The sequence below is a fragment of the Streptomyces sp. NPDC002092 genome (genome assembly GCF_053593775.1).
In genome coordinates this window covers 404257-426083 of record NZ_JBSFDG010000002.1, presented here as the reverse complement: position 1 = coordinate 426083, position 21827 = coordinate 404257, and the positions used below count along the sequence as shown (strand labels likewise).

The following is a 21827-nucleotide window of genomic DNA, read 5'->3' as shown; positions in this document are numbered from 1 at the left end:
CCACTTCGGGCTCCTTGAGCCGCTTCGAGCATGGACGCCAAATGGGCATTTGCGCTGTGATCTGGACAACTCGGATGGCTATTGGTGTGCGTGAGACGGCGCACACATGCGAGGAGTTGCCTGCTCTTCGATCAGATCGGCGGCCCGGCGGGTGCCGCCCTCGGCGCGGACCTCGGACCACAGCCATGCCGAGCGCGCGGCGACCTGTGGATCGCCGATGAGTTCCATCAGGGCGGTACGCAGCGCCGCCGCCGTGACGTCGGCGGCGTCGACCCGGCGGGCGACGCCCAGTTCGACGAGCCGGTCGGCGTACAGGGACTGGCCGGGGCCGTTCGGTACCGCGATCATCGGCACACCGCTGCACAGGCCCTGGCTGCTGCTGTCCATCCCGGTGTGCGTCACCCACACGTCCGCCTGCTCGAGAACGGTCAACGGCGAGGCCCACGGCCGTACTTCGAAGTTACGGGGAATCCGCTCGCCCAGATCGTCGGCACCGCCCGTCTGCAGCACCACATGCCATCCCGGGAGATCCGTGAACGCGGCCGCGCACTGGTGGTAGATCTCCCGTGCCGCGTGGTACGCCGAGCCGGCCAGCGAGACCAGCAGCACCTTCTTCGCCCCGGCCGGCCGCATCCAGCCGTCCTGCTCCCGCTCGGCGCCGAAGCACGGGCCGACGAACGTCACCGCCTCGGCGTCGACACGTTCCGCGAGCGGCTGCATGGCGCGCGGGATCATGGCCAGCACCCGCTTCGGATGGCCGGTGAACTCCTCCACGTTCGTGGTCACCGCACCGCACCGGGCCAGCCAGTCGGCGAACCGCGCCCGGTAGGCGGGGCCTCCGGGCAGCCGGTCGTACGCCGCGCCGATCTCCTCCTGGGCGCCCTCCCAGGCCACATGCCCCGCGGCCAGCTGGACGACGCCGCGGCCCTGTGCTTCGGCCAGCGCACGGCCCGCGTACGCGCCGGCGTCGTAGAGATAGAGATCGGCGGGATCGTCGTCGTACACGGCGTGCAGCTGAGGCAGCACGCTCATCGCCTCGTCGAGGAAGCGGGAGGCGGATGCGATGGGATCCCGCGGCCAGTCGTGGCCGGCGGCCGGGAGGGTGGACATGACGCCGATCGGCTCGGCGCCCGTGGAGGCGACCAGCTCGGCGAGGGGACCGGCGTTGGCATAGGTCACGCGATGACCGCGCGCCACAAGCTCACGGATGATCTCCAGACTGGGCAGCACATGCCCGACCAGAGGCGTACCGACCATGGCGATATGAGCAGAACGGGGCATGTCCGGACTTCCTTGGATAGAGGGCTACGACACAGCAACGCCGAGAAGCCCGCCCGAGCAACGCAGTCCTCACCCCGAACCGCAAAAGCACTGTGGCCCCCGCACCCGTTCCCGGTAGCCCCCGCATCCCATTCGCCCGTTCCAGGGTGACTGTGTTCTCCCAGGTCAGGATGCGTTTCACCGTTCCAGTGTCCCCAACAGCCCGCTGGGCGTGGCGGTTGGGACGGATCGCCTCGCAAGCTTCGGTCATCCGATCAGCACCACCACCCGAACACCTGAGGGGCACAGCCACATGTCCGGTCTCCGTACCTCCCGCACCCGTCTCGCGGCCGCCGCCGCAACCGCCGTTCTCGCCGCGCTCTCCCTGACCGCCTGCAACGACGGAACGGGCGCCCACGACGAGGGCGCGGCGTCGACCACCTCCACGAGCCCTTCGTCCGGCGCGACTTCGTCGGGCACGGCCTCCAACTCCACGGGTACGACCGGCTCCACGGGTACGACCGGCTCCACGGGCACGACCGGCTCCACGGGTACGACGGGCTCCTCCGGCGGCAAGTCCACCTCCGGGTCCACCACCGGTTCGAAGTCCGCCGGCGGCACCTCCGCGTCGAAGGCGCCCGGCACGCCGGTCACCTGCGAGGGCTCCAACACCAAGACGGTCGCGGCCCCGCTGACCCGCCCCGTGAACCACATGCTGCTCACGGTGACCAACACCGGCAGCAGGACCTGCTTCCTCTACGGCTATCCGGCCGTCCGTTTCACCGGCGCCCAGGCCGTGCCGCCGGTCATCAAGGACTCGCAGCCGCAGGCGGTCGTCACCCTCGAGCCGGGCCAGTCCGGGTACGCGGCCATCAGCCTGTCCGCCACCGACGGCAGCAGCGAGGGCGGCCACACCGCGAAGTCCCTGGCGGTCTACTTCTCCCCTCGCTCCATGAGCGGAAGCGTCGGCGCCGCCGCCCACCCGCCGCTGCCCGCGAAGGGCGTCTACGTCGACGACTCGATCAAGGTCACGTACTGGCAGCAGGAGCTGGGCGACGCCACCAGCTGGTGACACCTGGGGCCCGTTCGGCGAACCGCATCCCACCGACCCGGAAGGCAGGCAACCACCATGCGCAGCACCCGCAGGATCACCCGCTTCGTCACCGCCTACTTCGGCGCGGCCTTCCAGGTCGTCGTCATGGGCAGCACGAGCCGCCTGGCAAAGGAGGCGGGGGTCCTCCGCCGCGGCCACGCGGTCTAGTCGATGGGAAGACCTCGTCGTCGGCGAGCACCAGTCGGGTCCGGGGTCCGAGGGCTGCCACCGCGGGGTCGCCCTGGTCCCACGCGCACATGACTGACCCGCGCCCTACGGTCCGCTGCGCGCCGGGGACATAGAACTCCAGGTCACCGAACCCCCCCGTGGGCGAACCCGATCTGACGCTGGGTCCGGTGCTGGTGTCGCAGCCGAGGGTGCTGCTGATGTCCTCCGCGCACCCGTCCGCGCGGCGCGCGGCGGTGAGCGCGGAGGACCTGGCGGAGGCGACGCTGCTGACGGTCGCCGGGAACGTGCCGACGCACCGGCTGGACCACCACTTCCCGCGGCAGACGCCGTCCGGGCGGCCCCTCTCGCACGGGCAGGCCATGACGCACTGGCAGGACGCGCTCTCCCTCCACAGGGTGTGGACGAGAGCCACGGCGCGTACGGCCGGGGCCGGACCCCGCCGACCGGAGGGGTCCGGCCGGTCGACCGGCGGGGCGCCTTCCGAAGCCCGGCGGATGGTCGACCGCCCCCCGCCTCGGCAGGGTTGTCCCGGTGACCGAGATCGAAAAACCCCGCACCCGAGTCCGCGACGGCGACAAAACGCCCGGCGCCGATGACGCGGCTGGTCGGGGTGGACCTCGCCCGTGCACTGGCCGTTTTCGGGATGTTCGCCGTGCACGTCGGTCCTGCGCCCACGCCCGGGGGCGGCGTCGGCGACTGGTTACCGGAGCCGGCGAGCGGCCGGGCGTCGGCGCTGTTCGCCACCCTCGCCAGGTTCTCGCTGATGCTGATCGCGGGCCGTTTCGAGCCGAAGACCGGACTGGCCGGCCGGCAGGCGAGGGCCCGCACAGTGATCCGGGCCCTGATCCTGCTGGTGCTGGGCAGCGCGCTGGCGATGACCGACTTCGGCGGCGCCGGAATCCTCAACTTCTACGCGGTGTACTTCCTGCTGGCCCTGCCTCTGCCGCGACTGCGGGCCAGGACGCTCGCGATCATCGCGGTCACGCTCGCGGTCGTCACGCCGCAAGTGGCGTACGTGATCCGGGCCTTGCTCACCGAGTCGGTCGTGCACGGCATCGACGCGTACGACCCGCTCGCGCGACTGTGCGGCGTGGGCGTGCTCGATCTCCTGCTCACCGGCCTCTACCCGGCGATCACCTGGATGACGTTCTTGGTCACCGGCATGGCGCTGGGCAGGCTGGATCTGACCTCCGGCACGGTCCGGCGGCGCCTGGCCGTCGTCGGCCCCGCGATGGTCACGTTCGGATACGGCGTCTCATGGCTGGCGCTCCGGCTGACCGGCGGTGCTCAGAAGATCATGGCCGCCATGCCTGCCGTGAGAGGCTCCGGGCGGCAACGACACATGGGGGCTCCTGGCGGCCGAGCCGCACAGCGGCTGCACGTTCGACCTCATCGGCAGCCTGGGGATCGCGATCAGCGTGCTCCTGTGCCTGACCGTGGCCCTGGACCGGCTGCCATGGCTGCGCCGGCTCGCAACGCCGGTCATCGCCGTCGGCACCATGTCCCTGACTCTCTACGTGGGCCACATCCTGGTGATCCCCGCCCTGCCCGGCGAAGCGGGCCACCCCGCCGCAGTCCGCCTCCGCCGCGCTGCTCTGCTTCGTCGTCGCAGCCACCGTGTTCGCGGCGGTCTGGTCCCGCCTCTTTCGCCGCGGCCCACTGGAGCACCTGCTCAACGGCGCCACCAGGCTTGCCCCTTTCGCCCGCTGAGCCTGCCGTTCCGCCTCAACCCCGACTTCGAGGACCTTGGCCATGGCCGTCTTCCCCACCGCCCGGAGCACCGGCTTCCTGGGCCTGGGCCGGGAATCGCACGCTCGCGCCGACCGGCCGAAAGCTCCGGCACGCTGGGAGCGCCCGGCGTCGGCCGCCGTGCTGGGCGTCGCCGCACTGCTGTACGGCTGGGGCATGGGGCACGCCGCGATCCACCCCTACTACAGCGCGGCGATACGGTCGATGGCCACCAGTTGGCGTGCCTTCTTCTTCGGCGGTCTCGACACCAGCGGTTCGATCACCCTCGACAAGCTGCCGGGCGCCTTCTGGCCCGATGCCGTCTCCGTATGGATCTTCGGGCCGCACACGTGGGCGGCGGCGCTGCCCCATGTGATCGAGGGCGTGCTCACCGTATGGCTGCTGCACCGGATCGTACGGGCCTGGGCCGGTCCCTTCGCCGCACTGACCGCCGCGCTGACACTCACCTTCACTCCGGTCACCGTGGCACTGAACAGGGCCACCATCCCGGACACCGCACTCACTCTGCTGCTGGTTGCAGCCGCCGGGGCCCTGCAGAAGGCGGTACGGACGGGGCGGCTGTTCCCGCTGGTCATGTGTGGCGTCTGGGTCGGGCTCGCCTTCCAGACGAAGATGCTGCAGGCCTGGCTCGTCCTGCCCGTCTTCGCCGTGGTCCATCAACTCACCGCGCCGGGCCCGCCGTTGCGCAGGGCTCTGCGCTTCCTGCTGAGCGGTGCGGTCACGCTGGCCGTCTCCTGCTCATGGGCGCTGATCACGTGGGCGACTCCCGCGGGCAACCGCCCGTATGTCGACGGTACGTCGAACAACAACCCCTTCAGCCTGGTCTTCGGCTACAACGGCCTGAGCCGCTTCAGCGCCGACGCCACCGCGTTCGGCGCCGTCCCGGCCACCGCCGCCAGCCGTACGACCGGAAACACCGGCTGGGGGATGCTCGTCAACCACACCGTCGGCCCGCAGGTCGCCTGGTTCCTGCCGCTTGCCGCGCTCACCGTCGTAACGGCCCTCATCTGGCGCGCCCGTGAGCCGCGGACGGACCTGCTGCGTGCGGGTTTCCTCCTCTGGGGCGGCTGGCTTGCCGTCCATGCCGTGGTGTTCAGCGTCTCCAACGGCAATCACCCCTACTACACGGCCGTCCTCGCCCCGGCGGTCGCCGCGCTCACCGGAGGCGGGCTCGCGCTCTTCCGGTCCGCGTACGAGGCGGGCGGCCGGCGACGGCTGTGGCTGCCCTCGGCGATCGTGCTGTCGGTGGCCTGGGCGCTCGTACTCGACGGGCCGGCGTGGTTCGCCTCCCGGCTGCTGGTGTTCGCCGTGGTCTTCGCGGTGTGCGGGACGCTCGGCCTGTGGGCCGGCGGGTCACACGCCTCCCGGAGACGGGTCCGGGCCTGTCTGGCCACCGGGATCGCGGCCACTCTGCTCGTACCCGCCGGCTGGGCCGTCTCCTGCCTCGACCCGCGCTACGCCGGGGCCTCCACGTCCCCGACGGCCGGTCCGGTCGGCGAGTTCCACCACAGGGCCCTGCACGCCCCGTCCGCTCTCCGCCGGGCCGAGCTCGACCGGCCCAGCGCCCGCGACACCGCCCTGCTGGACTACCTCGTCGCGCACCGCAGAGGCGAGAAGTACCTGCTCGCGACCCAGGCGGCCTACCCGGCGGAACGCCTGCTGCGCGCTCGGTCCCAACCCGTGCTCGTCATGGGCGGATTCACCGGCAGGACCCCCTTTCCCAGCGCCCCGCAGCTGTCCGACCTGATCGCCACTCACCAACTCCGCTACGTCCTGCTCACCCGCCTGCGTCCCACCACCCCCGCCACGACGTGGGTGAAGTCCCACTGCGGGCGCATCCGCTCCGGCGCCTACGGCTGGCGCACCAGGGGCAACTTCGGCCTCTATGACTGTTTCACGCCTGGAAGGGTTTCTTCTTGACCACCACTGGATCCCGGATATCCATCCAGAGCCCGTCCCGGCGTCGGGCGGACATGGCGGTGTTGGGAGGTGTGCGGCCGCCACTGGTAGCCCTGCCGGTTCTGTTGGCGCTCGTCGCGGCCCTGACGGTGTTCGCCGTCGGGAGCGATGCCGAACGGGGTGTGCCCGAGGCCGTCCTCAGCTCCCAGCAGCACATCGCCGAGGACGGGGCGGTCGCGCTGCAGGGCGCCGTGGACCAGAGCGTCACCGATCTGCGGACAGCGGCCGCGGACTTCGCGGGCTCCATGTCCGTACCGGCGGACGCGATGCTGAGCCGCCTCGACCGCGCCTACCGCAAGTGGCGCGGCACCGCCGTCGTCGACCGGCCGACCGGCCGGCTGCTCGCCGCGCAGGGCGAGGCCGTACCGCTCGGGAAGGTGAACCTTCGCGGGCTGCCGGAGAACCCGCCGCCGAGACTGGTGCGGGACGACTCGGGCGTCACCCGGCTGCTGACCTTCGCGACGCTGGCGCAGGGCGGCAGGCAGGAGGTGCTCGTCGCCTCCCAGAGCCTGAAGCCGCCGGGCATCTCCGTCGGCAGGAACCACACCGTCGACGTCGTGGACCGTGACGGGACCGCCCTCACCTCGGCCGGGCCGGGATCCGGCACCGACCGGGCCAGGGCACTGGGCACCGCGGCCCGCGAGGTGCAGGGCAGGGGACCGTCGGACACCGCCGCGGCCGGCGGCTTCGACGGTCCGAGCGGCAGTCTCGTCGAGGCCTCGGAAGGCAGCACCCGTACCGCCGTCGGGTACGCAGCAGTGGCCCGGGGGCTCGCCGCGAAGGAGAGTCCGAGCGGCGCACTCGGACTGACGGTCGTCACGACGGTGCGAACCGAGCCTCATGGGGCCGGGACCGGTGACCTCCGTCTCGCCCTCCTCGCCGCGGCCGTGCTCCTGGCTCTCGCGGCCGGGGTCACCGCCGCCCTCCACCTGCTGGTGCAGCGGCCTGTGCTGCGGTTGCGCCGCGACGCGCAGAGGCTCGGCTCGGGTGACCTCACGGCCCCCGTCCACGTGCCCCGCTTCGGGGAACCCGCCCGGGTCGGCGCCGCGCTGGAGGCACTGCGCCTTCAACTACGGGGCGGGGGCGGGCAGTCACCGGCCACGGGGGCGGGCAAGGTCCGGCGCCGGCTCGGACTGCGCGCCGTCCTGGTGGTGTCCGCGTTCGCCCTGCTGGCCTGGCCCGCTTCGATGCTGCTGACGCTCGGCAGCACCTGGCCGCATCCGGCTGCGGTCGTACCGCGGGTGATCTCCGACGACCAGCGGCAACGCACCGAGACGACGGCGGATCGCGTGCGCAGGGGAATCAACGACGGCTACGCGGATCTCGCCCGTCTCGCCACGGTGATCGACGCTTCCCGGTCGCAGCGGGCGCGCGAGGTCCTCGACAGGTCCCTGGAGCAGCACGGCCGATACCGGTCCCTGTACGTCGTCGACGGCACCGGCCAGATCCTCGTCCGCGCCGGCGACGAACCCCGTACGCAGAACAAGGCCCGCATCAGGCCCGGGGTCAGGCAGACGAACACCTCCGGCACGGAACCGGTGCTCGCCGCCGTGGCCGCTCAGCCGGTCAAGGGCGCGCCGGCGAGGTCCGGACGCCACTACGTCGTGGGCGAGTTCAAGGTCCGGTACCTGACCGGCATCCTCAACCGGCCCGGTCTCGGCTCGGTGTGGCTGGTGGACTCCGCGCATCGGGTCATCGCGTCCAACAAGGGGTTCGTGGCCTTCGGGCGGGTCTCCGACAGCCGGCTGCGGGCCCAGATGAAGACCGACCGTACGACCAAGGGCTCCGCCGAACTGCTGCTCGGCCGGGGGGATCCGGCGGTCGCCGCGGTGGCGCCGTTCAACGGCAAGCCCGGCGTCGCGGGCGCACTCGGCTGGAAGGTCGCCTCGATCAGGCCGGTGTTCTGGATCGGCCTGCCCGAGTACGAGGCACAGCGCCGGATCATGCTCGTCGGTCTGCTGGGGGTGACCACGGGTGCCCTCTGCCTCGGCTGGCTGTACCTCGTCGTCGTACGGCCCCTGTGTGAAGTCGCCCGGGGCGCAGAGGAGTTGGCGGCCGGGGACCGTACGACGGTGCGCTACCCGCGCCACCACGACGAGGTGGGATCCGTCGCCCGCAGCCTCGAACTGATCAGACAGCGACTCCCCCGTACCGGCGCACCGCCCGCGCCCGGTTCCCCGGACGGGGCGGCGCCCACTCCCTCCACCTCCCCGTCCGACCCCGGTCCCAGGAGCTGACCTCCGGTGCTCTTCCTGTACTGCGTCCTTGCGGCGTGCTGCGCCGGCCTGCTCGTCGCAGGCATCGTCGAACAGCGCCGCCATGACGCGAATCTCGCCTCCATACCCACCCGAGTGCTGGTCAACGGCATACGCGGCAAGTCCTCCATCACCCGGCTGTGCGCGGGCGCGCTGCGCGGCAGCGGCCTGGTGACCGTCGCCAAGACCACCGGCACCGCGGCCCGGTTCATCCACCCCGACGCCACCGAGGAGCCGGTCTACCGCAAGTTCGGCATCGCCAACGTGGTGGAGCAGATCGGCATCGTCCGGCGGGCCGCCGGCTACCGGCCCGATGCCCTGGTCATGGAGTGCATGGCCGTCATGCCCGCACTCCAGGAGATCAACCAGTCCAAGCTGATCCGCTCCACCATCGGCGTGCTCTGCAACGTCCGAGAGGACCATCTCGCCGAGATGGGCCCGACGCTGGACGACGTGGCCCGCTCCCTGTGCAGGTCCCTGCCGGAGGGTGGTGTCTGCGTGACGGCGGAGAAGGAGCGCTTCCACATACTCCGGGAAGAGGCCGACGCCCGGAACTGCAAGCTGGTCCAGGTCGACCCGGGAACCGTCACCGACGAGGAACTGCGCGGCTTCAGCTGGTTCACCTTCAAGGAGAACGTCGCCATCGCCATCGCGGTCGCCGAACTGCTCGGCGTCGACCGCGCGACCGCGCTGAAGGGAATGTACGAGGCGCCACCGGACCCGGGTGTGCTGTCCGTCGAGCGGTACCGCACCCCTGACGGAAAGCGGCTGCGCTTCGCGAACGTCTTCGCCGCCAACGACCCCGAGTCGACGCTGATGAACATCAATCAGCTGCTCGAACTGGGCGCGATCCACCGCCCGTTGCACGTCGTCGTCAACTGCCGTCCCGACCGTGTGGAGCGCAACGGGCAGATGGGCGCGCTCATCCCCCGACTGGACCCGGAGACGGTGTTCCTCATCGGCCACCCCACCAAGTCGGCCGCCGACGCGATACCCACCCACTGGACCGGGAACGTCGTCGATCTCGGCGGTGACCGCCGCGACCCCGACCAGCTGACCACGGATCTGCTGGCCCAGATCGGGCCCGACTCCTCGCTCGTCGCCATCGGCAACATCCACGGCCAGGGCGAACTCCTCCTGGAGCGGCTCGCGGCTCTCGCGCCCGAACCGCCCGACGCCGCCGACCACAACTCCCTCCACGGAGCATCCCGTTGATCCCCGCAGTAGTCACCCCGCAGATCGCCGCCATCGGTATCGCGCTCGGTCTGGTCTTCTCCCTCCTGTGCTACCTGACCACGAACCTCTCACCGGGCGGCATGATCACCCCCGGCTGGCTCGCCCTCACCCTCGTCGGTGATCTGCGGCGCGCCGCCATGGTCGCGGCCGTGGCAGGCCTGACCTACCTGCTGACCAAGCTGCTCCAGCGCTTCGTCATCCTCTACGGCAAGCGGCTGTTCGCCGCCGTCGTGCTCACCGGCGTCCTGCTCCAGGCCGGGCTCTCCTTGTTGCTCCAGCAGCAGTTCCCCCTGCTCTTCGCCCATCAGGCCCTCGGGTTCATCGTCCCCGGTCTCATCGCCTACCAGCTGGAGAGGCAGCCCAAGACGGCGACGGTCCTCTCCACCGGCGCGGTCACCTTCGCCACCTACGTGATTCTCGTGTCCGGGCTGCTGCTGGGCGCCCTGCCCACGACATGAGCCGGTCCTGTCCCCGGCCTACGGCACCATCTCGCCCTGTTCGCACCGGAGTTGACCAGTGAAACGCCCCCTGCCCGGAATCCGGGCCTTCTCCCTGTCCAGGAACGCGGCCCTGTTCCTGGTGACAGCCGTCCTGCTCGCGGCGAGCTGCGTGCTGACCCTGCAGTTCAGGCACCGCACCGACCATCCGGAGGCATCGCCGCCGACAGCACAGGCAGCACAGGCAGCACAGGCAGCACAGGCAGCACAGGGCGCACCGGGTGCCGAGATCCGGGTCGGCAACGGCCGGCTGCACTTCGAGCGGATCGGCAACCCTGCCCGCACGGTCGCCCGGGACCGGCGCGGCACCGTCGTCGCCACCTTCACCGACGGCGCCCGTACGGCCGTACTGACCGGGCCCAGCAGGACCTTCGCGGAGCCGCGTACGACGGACGCCGAGGTCGTCACCAGGAGCTGGGTGCGGTTGCTGCCCAAGGCCTGGGCCCGCGGCGCGGAGCGGAGCGGCTGGTTCGGGACCTGGCTCGGCTCCCGGCTCGGCAGCCGCGCCCCCGACATCCTCGCCACGGCCTTCGACTACATCGCCGGCGCCCCGGCCCGGACGACGGCAGCGGGAGTCCCGTACAGCGGTGCCGCACGCTACACACCCGATGGCTCAGGGAGTGCGGGGCAGGGCAAGCGGAAGCGACGCACGGGCTCGGACTTCTACGACTACCTGGGCATCCCCTGGACCTTCCCCGACGGGGTCACCCGCCGCCCGGAGAAGGACCGCGCGCGCTCCGTCGACAGCTCCGGCTATGTACGGCTGGTGTACGGATACCGCTCGGGGCTGCCGTTGGACAGCAGGGACAGCCCGGCGGGCAGCGGGCTGGAGCGGACCCCCGACGCGATCGCCCGCGGGCGGCTCGGCGTACCCGTGATCCCGCTCGCCGACCGCCGCCCCGCTGCCGTCCAGCAGCTCCAGCCCGGCGACCTGGTCTTCTTCAGCACACGGGAGCTGCCCGGCGGACGCATCGGCCACGTGGGTGTCTACCTCGGCCTGGACACCGACGACCACCCGCGCTTCATCTCCAGCCGGAAGAACGCGGGCGGCCCGACCATGGGCGACAAGGGCGGCACCGCACGGCTCGACGGTGACGGCTACTACGCCCAGGGGCTGCGCGCGGCCCGCCGCCTGTGACCGCTCTCCTCGGGTCTCCTCGGGGACGGTGGATTCCAGCCGGTCGGCGGGGAGGATGCCGCTGATCAGCGGAGTGACTTTCGGCAAGGATTCCGATGGAGTGGCCCCTGGTCTGTTCCGAGTTCTGAAGCGGATGCAAATGATCTTTGTCCTGATTGTGATCACCACGGTGGTGGCCGGGTGGTCGCTGGTCGCCGGGCGGCTGGAGCAACGGCATGTGCGGGCTCCCCTGGTGCTGGTGCTCGCGGGTGTGGTCACGGGAGTGTTCACCCACAGCCATATCGCCGTGACCCTGAACTCCGAGGTCGCCCAGCATGTGGCCGAGGTCATCCTGGCCGTCCTGCTGTTCGTCGACGCCACCGAGCTGCCGGGCGGGCGACTGTTCGGCAACGACCCCGGCTCCGCGGCGCGGGCCCTGCTGGTGGCGCTGCCGCTGAGCCTGGTCATGGCGGTGCTGCTGGGAACGTGGCTGCTGCCCGGGCTGCCGGTCGCGCTGCTGCTGCTCATCGCGTGCATCGTCGTCCCGACCGACTTCGCCCCGGCCGAGACGCTGGTCCGCGACCGGCGCATCCCGGCGAGGGTGCGCAGCGTGCTCAACGTGGAGAGCGGCTACAACGACGGCATCGTCTCGCCCCTCTTCCTGTTCGCACTGATCCTCGTCGGCACCGACACCGTGACGCGCACGCCCATGCAGGCCCTCGGCACGGCCGTGCCGTTCGCGCTGAAGGCCCTGGTGGCGGGCTTCGTGGTGGGGGCACTGGTGGCGTGGCTGATCAATCTGGCCGACCGCGCGGAGTGGATGACGGAGCAGTCCCGGCGGATCGTCGTGCTGGTCACACCGCTGCTCGCCTACACCGTGACCACGGCGATGGACGGCAATGGTTTCGTGGCCTCGTTCGTGTGCGGGATCGCCTTCCGCTACGTCAGACAGGCGCCGGTCCGCCGACGGGGCGCCTCGGCTCCCCACGCCTCGGACTTCCAGCTCATCGAGGACACCAACTCGATGGCGACGATGTGCATGTGGTTCTTCTTCGGCAACGCCGTGGTGCTCGCCATGGAGGAGGGCGTCCACTGGCCCACCGTCGTGCTCTGCGTCGCCGCGCTCACCGTCGTGCGCATCCTTCCGATCATGCTCGCCTTCCTCGGCTCGAAGTTCACCTGGCGGGAGAGGCTCATGGTCGGTGCGCTCGGGCCACGCGGCACCACCTCCATCGTGTTCGGCCTGCTCGCGTTCAACGCTCTGCCGGACGGGCGGTACGCCGACACCGCCCTGTACGCCATGACCCTGACGGTGCTCGGCAGCGTTCTGCTGCACGGCGGCGGCTCGGTGCTCATCGCCCGCTCCCTGACCGGCGGGAGCTGCTCCAGCCACTCGGCGGGGGCGGACCCGACAGTCGCCGGATATGCGGAGAGCGGCCGGGCTTCCAGGCTGGAGGCATGACACAGCATGTTCTCAACAAGGAGCCCGAGACCGCCCTCAGGACATCGGCCGACACCGACCCGGCGGGCCGTGACGTCACACCCCGCAAAGGCGGGCCGCTGGAACTCCTCGGCCTGACGCTGGCGGCGGCCGCCGGCGTCCTGTTCGTCGTCCGCCCCGAGTTCTACGAGGCAGCGGTGCACCTCTTCGCCACACGGGCGGCTTCACTGGTCCGCTGAGCCGCGTCCCGAAGGCCCGTAGGAAAGGAATCCCGTGAACACCGCATCCGCCCTGGAGCCGACGGGTGCCGAGTCCCTCCGTGCCCGCGAGACGCTCAAGGCGCTGTACGGGTACGTCCGTCCGCACCGGTGGGCCGTCGCGCTCGGTCTGCTGTGCGCGCTGGCCGGGGCCGCCGGGGGCCTGCTGCAGCCGCTGGCCACGAAGACGCTGGTCGACCGGCTCTCCTCCGGTGGCACGATCGGTACCGTCCTGCTGATGCTGACCGCGCTGGTGCTGCTGAGCACGGCGGCTGAGGCGTTCGGTGCCTATGTGCTGGAACGGACCGCGGAGTCGGTGGTGCTCGCCGCCCGCCGCAGCCTCGTCGGACGGCTGCTGCGGCTGCGCCTCGCGGAGGTGGACCGGATGCAGCCGGGCGATCTGATGTCCCGGGTGACCTCCGACACCACGCTGCTGAGGGCGGTCAGCACCCAGGCGGTGGTCTCCGCGGCGACGGGGGCGGTGACGCTGGTCGCGGCGGTCGTGGTGATGGCGTTCCTCGATGCCGTTCTGCTGGGCGTCACGCTCGGCGTGGTCGCGGTCGTCGGTGTGGGTGCCGCGCTGATGATGCCGAAGATCGGGCAGGCCACCGAGCGCTCCCAGGCGGCCGTCGGGGAGATGTCCACCGGCCTGGAGCGGGTCTTCGGCGCATTCCGTACGGTGAAGGCGTCCGGCGCCGAGGGACGGGAGACCGCTCGCGTCGAGGCGGCGGCACGCAGGGCGTGGCGCCACGGCGTACGCGGCGCGAAGTGGGAGGCCGTGCTGGGGACGGCGGACAACCTCGCCGTCGAACTGGCGTTCCTCGCGGTGCTCGCTGTCGGCGGGGCGCGGGTGGCGTCCGGGGAGATCCCGGTCTCCACGGTCATCGCGTTCCTGCTGTACCTCTTCTACCTGATGGAGCCGGTGTACAAGCTGGTCGACGCCGCGTCCCACTACCAGGGCCGTGCGGTGGGCGCGGGCGGGTCAGGGCCCGGTGTGAAAGTCTGCCTGTCCCGCGAGCCCGGCGCGCGCCCCCAAGCTCTTCGATAGGGGCCCACGCGCCGCACCCGAGGTGGGAGGGCTTGCCCCCGGCGCGCCGAGTACGCACGGGGCGCCGCGAGGCCCGCCCTTCGGGGCGGACGACGGGAGTTTCGCCACCGCATGGCCAGGGGCGGGCCTGGCAGGCTCCGCTGAGCAGGCCGGACAGCCGCCCGCTCAACCTGATGCGCAGGGGCATCGGCCGACAGCCCGCTCCGTGCCCGGACGCTCGGCGCGCCCGGGCTTCACCACCGTGGCCCGCCTCGGCACTTTCGCCGTGCCATCCCGGTGCGCCGCCGCCGAGTCCTCACACCACCTCGGTGTGTCCGTCGTGCTCTCAGCCACACCGGCGGCCGCCGTGCCCCCCGCAGCTGTCCGGGCCTTGCGGCGCCGCGCCGAGCTGACAGCCGCCGGCCGGGACCACGGCCGAAGCCCGCAAGGGCGGTCCCCTGCGGGCCGTGCGGGCCGTGCGGGCCGTCTGGACGGGGCCGGAGCCGAGCCGCCCCGGCCGGACCTCACCGTACGTACTTGGCGGGCCTGGTGGCGGTGTTGAGCAGATGCTCCAGGGGACCGCGGCGGAAGAAGCGGGACCAGACGGCGGCGAACAGGATCGCCACGAGTACGAACATGAGCAGCGGCATCCATGACTGCTGGGTGCCCGTCCCGGCGGGCGTGGACAGCAGGGACTGCGCCAGGAAGTGGCCGACGTAGGCCGTCAGGGACATGGTGCCCACGGCGATGACCGGTTTCGCCAGGCGGCGCAGGCGCGGCAGCCGGTCCATCAGCACCGTCGCGCCCACGATCACGAGGATCGCGACGCCCACGCTGCCGATGATGTCGAACGTGGTGCCGCTGTGCGGCCCGGCGGACAACAGATCCGAGAACGACAGCCGGGGGCTCATGGACCCGCTGCCCATGGACGCCGCCCCGGAGCCACCGGACGACGCCCCGTCCTCCGCCGTGCTCCGCAACGCGTTCCTGCCCGCCAGCAGCAGGGACAGGCCGTAAGCCCCCACGACGAGGCCGGCGCCGAGCACGGCCAGGCGCCGCTGGACGGCCACCGCCGACAGGTCCAGGCGACCCAGTGCCATACCGGCGATCACGAACGGCATCCATGTGAGCGCCGGGTAGAAACCGGTGAGCAGCAGATCGAGCACGCCCACCTCGCTGAGCCGGTGGAGCGGGTCGTAGGCGTTGATGCCCTGCTGGACCGAGTCGCTCAGCCGCGCGGTCAGGACGAACGCCAGCTGCGGCGTGACGAGCGCGAGCCCCGCCGCGATCGTCGCGAGGGCCCCGGCGCTCAGCCGCACCAGGGGCAGGGCGAGGAGGAAGTAGACGCCGTAGAAGCCCAGGATGATCACGCCGCCGTATTCCATCGCCATGGCGGTGCCCAGCGCCAGCAGGATCACGGCGCGGATCGCGATCCGGGCCTTCGCCTGCCGGCCGGCGAGTCCGGTCTTCGGCTCGAAGCGGCCGGCGATCAGCATCAGCGAGAACCCGGCGAGGGTGGCGAACAGGACCGACGAGTGGCCGTCGGCCATGTACCGGACCCAGCCGGCGACGCCGTGCGTGGCCGACAGCGGCGGGCCGATGTGCACGACGTACATGCCGAACACCGCCAGCGCACGGGCCAGGTCCACTCCGACGAGGCGTCCCGTCGAGGGGCCGCCGGGGGCCTGCCCGGCGGACTCGGGCGGGGTGCGGGGCCCTGGCGGCGAGTTCTCCTGCGGAGCCGGTGTCTCCTGCGGCGGCTGTATCTGTGTCATACGGAGAACCTCGCGTGGAGGTCACAGGGCGGACCATCCGACAGGTCTCGGTGACACCCCCGCCGACGGGCCGGAGCGCTCCCCCCGAACGGCTGGAACCGGCCTGCGGGGTGGCGGGTGTCCACGGCGGCCGTACCGTCGCCCGTCGCGCCGGACGTACTGTCGACGGCAGGCGATCACCGTACGAGAACATGGTGCCCCCATGCGCGGTGCACGGGTCGCCGAGAAGCTGGACAGAGCAGACGAGTGTGAGGCGGAACGCCGGTGATCCGGGTAGTGGTGGTGGACGACGAGGCCCTGGTGCGGTCAGGGTTCGAGCTGATCCTGAACGCCTCCGACGGCATCCGGGTCGTGGCGACCGCGGAAGGAGCGCAGGCCGCCGACGTGATCCGGCGCGAGCACCCGGACGTCGTACTCCTCGACATCCGCATGCCGGACGTGGACGGCCTGACCGTCCTCCGTCAGATCCAGACCCTGCCCGAGCCGCCGACGGTGGCCATGCTGACCACCTTCGACACCGACGAGTACATCCTGACCGCGCTGCGCTCGGGAGCCGCGGGCTTCCTGCTCAAGGACACCGAGCCCGAACAACTCGCCCACCTCGTACGGACCCTGGCCGCGGGCGGGGTGGTGATGTCTCCGAAAGCCTCGCGGGCTCTGCTGCGCAGCCATCCCGGGGCAGGCGCGTCCCAGGACGCGGACGTGGCGCGCGTGCACCAGCTCACCGACCGCGAACGCGACGTCCTCGTCCTGATCGCGGAAGGACTCTCCAACGCCGACATCGGCACCCGCATCCATCTGAGCGCGGGAACCGTCAAGGACCACGTCAGCTCGATCCTGACCAAGCTCCGGGTGGCCGGCCGCGTCCAGGCGGCGCTCCTCGCGGAGCGGGCCGGACTGCTCAGCGACGACCGCGCCGACGCGCGGGACAACGGGTGGTGAGCACGGGCCAGGCGCTGTGGCGACGGGTGCCGCCCTGGGCCGTCGACGCGGGCCTCGTCGTGCTCGCCGCGCTGGACACCTGGATCAACCTCTACGGCGAGGCGACACCGTTCATGTGGGCCTGCGCCGCCCTCGGCTGCGCCGGACTGTTCCTGCGCAGGCGCCTTCCCCTGGCCGTCTTCCTGCTGACCCTGCCCATGACCCTGTTCATGGACGTGGCGGTCGCACCGCTGTCCGCCCTGTACACCCTGGCCACGCACACCCGCAACCGCCCGCTGCTGGCCGGCTGCGCCCTGCTGAACGCGACGGCGAGCACCCTGGCCTGGCCCCTGTCCGAGACGTTCTCCGGCGACCGGACCTGGACGCTCGTCCAGTTCGTCTACACGCTGGCCACGGCCTTCGCCCCGATCCTGTGCGGCCAGCTCGTGCAGGCCGGACACGACGTGGCCCGCCAGCTGGTCGAGGTCGAAGTGGCCCGCGAACACGAACGCGCCCTGTACGCCCAGACCGTCCTGGCCCGCGAACGCGCCCAACTGGCCCGCGAGATGCACGACGTCGTCTCCCACCAGGTCAGCCTCATCGCCGTACAGGCCGGAGCCCTGCAGGTCGCCGCCAAGGACCCCGACGCCCGCGACGCCGCCCGCACCATCCGCACCCTGAGCGTGAACACCCTCGACGAACTCCGCCACATGGTCACCCTGCTGCGCGCCTCCGGCGGCAAGGAGACCGAACTCACCCCCCAGCCCACCCTCGCGGACATCCAGCAGCTGATCGACAACAGCGGCATCGAGACCACCCTGACCGGCGGCCTCCCGCCGGGCATCAGCACGACCGCCCAACGCACCGTCTACCGCACGGTCCAGGAAGCCCTCACGAACGTGCGCAAGCACGCCCCCGGCGCCCGCGCAGAGGTACGCCTGTGGCACGACGCGCAGCACTTCGGCGTCACCGTCACCAACACCGCCCCCACCCGCCCGTCCGTCGCCCTGCCCAGCGCCCGGCACGGCCTGATCGGCCTGAAAGAACGCGCCGAACTCCTCGACGGCACCCTCACCGCCGAACCCACCCCCCACGGCGGTTACGAGATCGAACTACGGGCCCCCACCCGGCCCGCCTGAGAGCGCGTGGCGGTCAGCGGGTGCTTCAGGCCGCGTCGTGCTCAACCTCGGTGGCCGTGGCCGCAAGCGCACCGGCGACAACGGTGACCGTGGCGTCGGCCAGGTGGAGAACGAGGTCGGCCTGGGCGGTCAGGCGCAGGTCGTGGGTGATGAGAAGGGTCGTACGGCCCGCCGTCAGGCGGCGCAGCGGCGCCATGATGCGGGCCGCCGAGGCGTCGTCGAGGCCGGCCGTGGGCTCGTCGAGGATCAGCACGGGGGCGGTGCGCAGCATGGCCCGGGCCAGCGCGATCCTGCGGCGCTGGCCCCCGGAGAGATGGCTGCCGCGTTTGCCGACGGGAGTGTCGTAGCCGCCGGACAGGGCGTCGATGAAGCCGTGCGCGTCGGCGGCCGTGGCGGCGGCGAGCACCTCCTCGTCGGTGGCGTCGGGGCGGCCGTAGACGATGTTCTCCCTGATGGTGCCGTCGAAGAGCATGCTGTCCTGGAGCAGCAGGGTGATGTGCCGGCGCACCTCGTCGACGGGGAGCTCGGCGATGTCCCGGCCGTCCAGCAGGATGCGCCCCCGCGAGGGTTCGTACACGCGCAGGAGCAGCTTGCCGAGGGTGGATTTGCCGGCGCCGCTGGGGCCCGTGACCGCGACCAGGGTGCCGGGGGCGATGTCCAGGCGGACGCGGTCCAGTACGGGGTGGCCGGCACCGGGGTAGGCGAAGCCGACGTCGTGGAAGGCGAGGGCGCCGCGCACCGGTTCGGCGAGTGGCGGTATGTCCGGCCGTGGGGCGCTTGCGGCGACGGGGCCGGTGCGCAGCACCTCGACGAGGCGCTCGCACGCGGCCGTCGCGGAGGAGGCACTGACCGCGAGTTCGCCGAGTTCCTGCAGCTTGGGCTGGAGATAGCCGAGGTAGGCGGCGAAGGAGAGCAGACCGCCGACGCTGAGGTGGTGCTCGGAGATCTGCCAGGCCCCGGCGCCGATCACGGCCAGCACGCTCAGGGTCTCGATGAACTCACCCGCCGGCCCGTACACCGAGGACAGCCGGATCTGCCGCAGCCCGGCCCGCATCCACACCCGTCCCTCCCGGTGCAGCTTCCCCCGCTCGGCCTGCTGACGGCCGTACGCCTGCACGAGCGGCATGTTGGCGAGGCTCTCCTCCAGCAGGGAGGCGAGGCGTCCGTTGCTGTCGCGTTCGTCGCGGGTGGCGGAGCGCATCAGGGTGCCGAACACCCGGGCACCGAACCAGATGACGGGCGCCACGGCGAAGGTGACCAGGGCCAGTTGCCAACTGGTCCAGAAGGCCGCGACGCCGAAGACCACGGCTGACACCGCGGTGGTGACGAGGTCGACCGGGGCGGAGGCCACCAGTGACTCGACGGCCTCGATGTCGCCGGTGAGCCGGGTGACCAGATCGCCGGTGCCGAAGCGGTCGAGGGCGTCGGGCGGCACCTGCTGGAGGTGCTGGAAGAGCCGGTCGCGCAGGCCGAGCAGGAAGTGTTCGCTGGACCAGCCGGTGAGATAACCGCCCGCGGCCGAGGCCACCGCACCGGCCGCGGCGAGCCCCAGCCAGAGGGCGGCGGGCTGCCAGAAAGCGGCCAGGTCGCCCGGGGCGAGCACCTTGTCGGTGAGTACGCCGACGATGCCGATCGCGGCCGCGTCGCACCCGGCCGACACCACCAGCAGCACCACGGAGACCACGACGACCACGCGGTTGACGCTCACCAGCGGCCAGAAGATCCGGAACGCGGCCAGCGGGGAGAGACGGGCATGACGGGTGGGGGCGGATGCTCCGGGTGCGGCCACGGGCATGGCGATCGGGGCAGCTCGGCTCATGTGCGCAACACTCCCAGCACGGTGCTCGAACCGACGCCGCGCCGGGACCCGTCGCGCACCCGCTGGTGCGCACGGACCCCGGCACGGCGTTCTTGTCCGGTCGGTGTTTCGACGCCCTGCTACTTGGCGGCGTGTTTCTTGTGCTTGCGGTGATGCTTCTTCTTGTGGTGGTGCTTGGCCTTGCCGGCGCAGTCTTCCTTCTTCTTGGCCTTCTTGCCCAGCGTGATCTTCGCGAAGGACATGGTGAGGCCCTCCTTTCCGATGCCTTGTCTGTCTTGCCAACTGGCGCTGCTCGCCGCTGACTTGGACTGTGTGGCACCGGTGAATACGGGGGCGACGCGAAATCCCGCTCAAAATGAAAGGTGAAGACTGGGTATTTTTCTCTTACTGAATTCACGCATGACGGTGCGCCCTGGCCGAATTGGCCTGGACGATAAAAGCGGCGAGTGGACTCGGCTCGCCCGGTCCGTCCGTGTCCGCGCGGGCCGTACGCCCGCTCGGCCGTCAAGTGCCCGGCCCTGCAAGGGTCTTGTGCCCCGCCCTTGACGAGTGCGTTCCGGATACGGCACGCGTCCGCGTGTTCAGGCGGACGCGGAGCCGGCGCGGCCCGCCGATTCGCCGGCGGCACGGCGGTACTCGGCGTTGATGCGCTGCGCTTCCTCGAGCTGGTCCTCGAGGATGACGATGCGGCACGCGGCGTCGATCGGAGTCCCCTTGTCGACGAGCTCCCGGGCGCGCGCGGCGATCCGGAGTTGGTAACGGGAGTACCGGCGATGTCCTCCCTCCGAGCGGAGCGGAGTGATCAGGCGAGCCTCACCGATGGCTCGGAGGAAGGCCGGGGTGGCGCCGAGCATCTCGGCTGCCCGGCCCATCGTGTACGCGGGATAGTCATCGTCGTCCAGACGATCATTCAGGGGAATGTCCGATGTCATGTCACCTCGCTGTGCAACGCGTCGAGGGGCCCCGGTGCCGTACGGCACCAGGGCCCCGAAGGAAATTGAACACCATCTGTCGGCCCTACTGCTGTGCCGACCTTCTGTTTCCGCTACCGGCCCGGCAGACGGGGGTGCGGGGGGATCGCAGCTGCTTGACCGGGGACCACCATCCATTCCGGGGTCTTGCGGTACCCGGGCCGAGTGCTTCTCGGGCCGGGCGATCCTGATGGCGTCTGCTCCTCCGTTCCTCTCTGAACCAACCACCGTTTGAACCGGTACTGCTGTCGGCAGCTCCTTGACGTGCGAGCCGCCCAGTGCGGCTCTCAGTCCCGTCACCGTCCTGGGAACACTCTGGCTTCGAGGCTCGAGAGCCGCACTGACCTGCGTACTTCGTCTTCAGTCACCCGCCAGTTCGTGTCTGGCGGATCTCGTCGACCGTGTCTACGTGAAGAAGCATACCCACGCCAGGAACGAAAATCTACTCTGGCAAGAGAAGATTTCACTCTTCTGGTGGAGGAAGAACCCTGCCGTGGCAGGCCCCCACCGGGTGGGCGCAAGCCGCCTGCCGGCCGCGCACGCGACCACTTCGGCCCCGCGGGGGTCGCGGGTGCGGGTGGGCCGCATAAGCTCTGCTGTCATGTCGAACCCTGATGAGCTGCTCGTCGCCATCTCCGCCGCGGTGGAGTCCGAGCGAAGCAATCAGATGTCGCTGACCGTGGTCGTCGGCGGCGCCGTCATCACCGGCCGGCTGGCTCCCGAGGCCGTGTGGAGGGAGCGGGTGGCGGAGGTCCTGAAGGACTCGGACCGTCTCGGCCCGTTCTCGGACGTCTTCGCCCACCCGCCGGGAGGAAACCGGTCCGGTCGTGGCGAGGCGCCCACGCATCTGCACTTTCATCTCGCCCGGATCCTGCAGGGCAGCCTCGGGATCCCGGAGACGGGTGGCATGTACCGCGTCGCGATCAAGGACGTCAGCGCATGGACCGTAGGAGATCTCATCCACTTCGACCAGTGAGGCGCTGTCTCCGTCCCATGGCCCGGCCGGCGCTCTCCGAGTGGACGGCGACACAGCGGTGGGGGCCCCTATGGCGAGCGCCGCGGGTACGCCCGTGACGTCGCTGCCCTTGGCGGTCAGCGGGAAGGCGCCGCCGGCCACCGTCG

Annotated in this window: 17 protein-coding genes and 3 pseudogenes; 14 read left to right on the top strand and 6 right to left on the bottom strand. The window is 71.3% G+C overall.

Translation table 11 applies throughout. The annotated features are described in order from the left end of the window. Window positions 1–78: 78 nt before the first annotated feature. The gene (locus ACWCRD_RS06015; RefSeq protein ID WP_450964731.1) at window positions 79–1281 is read right to left on the bottom strand and encodes a macrolide family glycosyltransferase; all 1203 of its coding nucleotides are present in this window, start codon (window positions 1279–1281) and stop codon (window positions 79–81) included. A 292-nt stretch (window positions 1282–1573) separates the two neighbouring features. On the opposite strand from ACWCRD_RS06015, the gene ACWCRD_RS06010 reads away from it, so the two are divergent. The 11 genes and pseudogenes from ACWCRD_RS06010 to ACWCRD_RS05960 all read left to right on the top strand — a co-directional run. Then, a complete protein-coding gene (locus tag ACWCRD_RS06010; protein ID WP_450964730.1) occupies window positions 1574–2332 on the top strand; it encodes a DUF4232 domain-containing protein in 759 nt (252 codons plus the stop codon). A 57-nt stretch (window positions 2333–2389) separates the two neighbouring features. Beyond that, a complete protein-coding gene (locus ACWCRD_RS06005; RefSeq protein WP_450964729.1) occupies window positions 2390–2521 on the top strand; it encodes a hypothetical protein in 132 nt (43 codons plus the stop codon). Window positions 2522–3134: 613 nt separating this feature from the next. Continuing rightward, window positions 3135–4252: pseudogene (locus tag ACWCRD_RS06000) on the top strand (DUF418 domain-containing protein). 42 nt (window positions 4253–4294) lie between these two features. After that, window positions 4295–6211 carry an ArnT family glycosyltransferase gene (locus tag ACWCRD_RS05995; RefSeq protein WP_450964728.1) on the top strand — a complete coding sequence of 639 codons (1917 nt, stop codon included), beginning with the start codon at window positions 4295–4297 and terminating at the stop codon, window positions 6209–6211. Next, window positions 6208–8487: a HAMP domain-containing protein gene (locus tag ACWCRD_RS05990; RefSeq protein ID WP_450964727.1), complete on the top strand. Its 2280-nt coding sequence runs from the start codon at window positions 6208–6210 to the stop codon at window positions 8485–8487. Before ACWCRD_RS05995 ends, ACWCRD_RS05990 begins: the two co-directional genes overlap by 4 nt. Before the next feature lie 6 nt (window positions 8488–8493). Beyond that, window positions 8494–9720, top strand: coding sequence for a poly-gamma-glutamate synthase PgsB (gene pgsB, locus ACWCRD_RS05985; protein ID WP_450964726.1), 1227 nt, complete (start codon window positions 8494–8496; stop codon window positions 9718–9720). Next, a complete protein-coding gene (locus ACWCRD_RS05980; protein WP_450964725.1) occupies window positions 9717–10199 on the top strand; it encodes a poly-gamma-glutamate biosynthesis protein PgsC/CapC in 483 nt (160 codons plus the stop codon). The genes pgsB and ACWCRD_RS05980 overlap by 4 nt, the downstream gene beginning before the upstream one ends. Window positions 10200–10257: 58 nt before the next feature. Next, the gene (locus ACWCRD_RS05975) at window positions 10258–11376 is read left to right on the top strand and encodes an NlpC/P60 family protein (RefSeq protein WP_450964724.1); all 1119 of its coding nucleotides are present in this window, start codon (window positions 10258–10260) and stop codon (window positions 11374–11376) included. A gap of 139 nt (window positions 11377–11515) precedes the next feature. After that, window positions 11516–12817 (top strand): cation:proton antiporter, encoded by a 1302-nt coding sequence (locus ACWCRD_RS05970; protein WP_450964723.1) that lies wholly within the window; start codon window positions 11516–11518, stop codon window positions 12815–12817. Then, window positions 12814–13035 carry a hypothetical protein gene (locus ACWCRD_RS05965; RefSeq protein WP_450964722.1) on the top strand — a complete coding sequence of 74 codons (222 nt, stop codon included), beginning with the start codon at window positions 12814–12816 and terminating at the stop codon, window positions 13033–13035. Before ACWCRD_RS05970 ends, ACWCRD_RS05965 begins: the two co-directional genes overlap by 4 nt. Window positions 13036–13069: 34 nt before the next feature. Next, window positions 13070–14011: pseudogene (locus ACWCRD_RS05960) on the top strand (ABC transporter transmembrane domain-containing protein); the annotation flags it as partial. A gap of 593 nt (window positions 14012–14604) precedes the next feature. Here ACWCRD_RS05960 and ACWCRD_RS05955 read toward each other — a convergent pair. Beyond that, window positions 14605–15855, bottom strand: a complete 1251-nt coding sequence (locus ACWCRD_RS05955; protein ID WP_450964721.1) for a DUF418 domain-containing protein — start codon at window positions 15853–15855, stop codon at window positions 14605–14607. Window positions 15856–16131: 276 nt separating this feature from the next. On the opposite strand from ACWCRD_RS05955, the gene ACWCRD_RS05950 reads away from it, so the two are divergent. After that, entirely contained in the window at window positions 16132–16797 is a 666-nt protein-coding gene (locus ACWCRD_RS05950) for a response regulator (protein WP_450964947.1), read from the top strand. Then, entirely contained in the window at window positions 16794–17915 is a 1122-nt protein-coding gene (locus ACWCRD_RS05945; RefSeq protein WP_450964720.1) for a sensor histidine kinase, read from the top strand. The genes ACWCRD_RS05950 and ACWCRD_RS05945 overlap by 4 nt, the downstream gene beginning before the upstream one ends. Before the next feature lie 25 nt (window positions 17916–17940). Here ACWCRD_RS05945 and ACWCRD_RS05940 read toward each other — a convergent pair whose 3' ends face one another. The 3 genes from ACWCRD_RS05940 to ACWCRD_RS05930 all read right to left on the bottom strand — a co-directional run bounded on the left by ACWCRD_RS05940 (window position 17941) and on the right by ACWCRD_RS05930 (window position 20666). After that, the gene (locus ACWCRD_RS05940; RefSeq protein ID WP_450964719.1) at window positions 17941–19734 is read right to left on the bottom strand and encodes an ABC transporter ATP-binding protein; all 1794 of its coding nucleotides are present in this window, start codon (window positions 19732–19734) and stop codon (window positions 17941–17943) included. Window positions 19735–19853: 119 nt separating this feature from the next. Continuing rightward, window positions 19854–19976, bottom strand: a complete 123-nt coding sequence (locus tag ACWCRD_RS05935) for a hypothetical protein (RefSeq protein ID WP_450964718.1) — start codon at window positions 19974–19976, stop codon at window positions 19854–19856. A gap of 339 nt (window positions 19977–20315) precedes the next feature. Continuing rightward, window positions 20316–20666, bottom strand: a complete 351-nt coding sequence (locus tag ACWCRD_RS05930) for a MerR family transcriptional regulator (RefSeq protein WP_450964717.1) — start codon at window positions 20664–20666, stop codon at window positions 20316–20318. Window positions 20667–21306: 640 nt separating this feature from the next. On the opposite strand from ACWCRD_RS05930, the gene ACWCRD_RS05925 reads away from it, so the two are divergent. Beyond that, window positions 21307–21681 carry a hypothetical protein gene (locus ACWCRD_RS05925; protein ID WP_450964716.1) on the top strand — a complete coding sequence of 125 codons (375 nt, stop codon included), beginning with the start codon at window positions 21307–21309 and terminating at the stop codon, window positions 21679–21681. A 69-nt stretch (window positions 21682–21750) separates the two neighbouring features. Here ACWCRD_RS05925 and ACWCRD_RS05920 read toward each other — a convergent pair. Next, window positions 21751–21827: pseudogene (locus tag ACWCRD_RS05920) on the bottom strand (TIGR02234 family membrane protein); the annotation flags it as partial.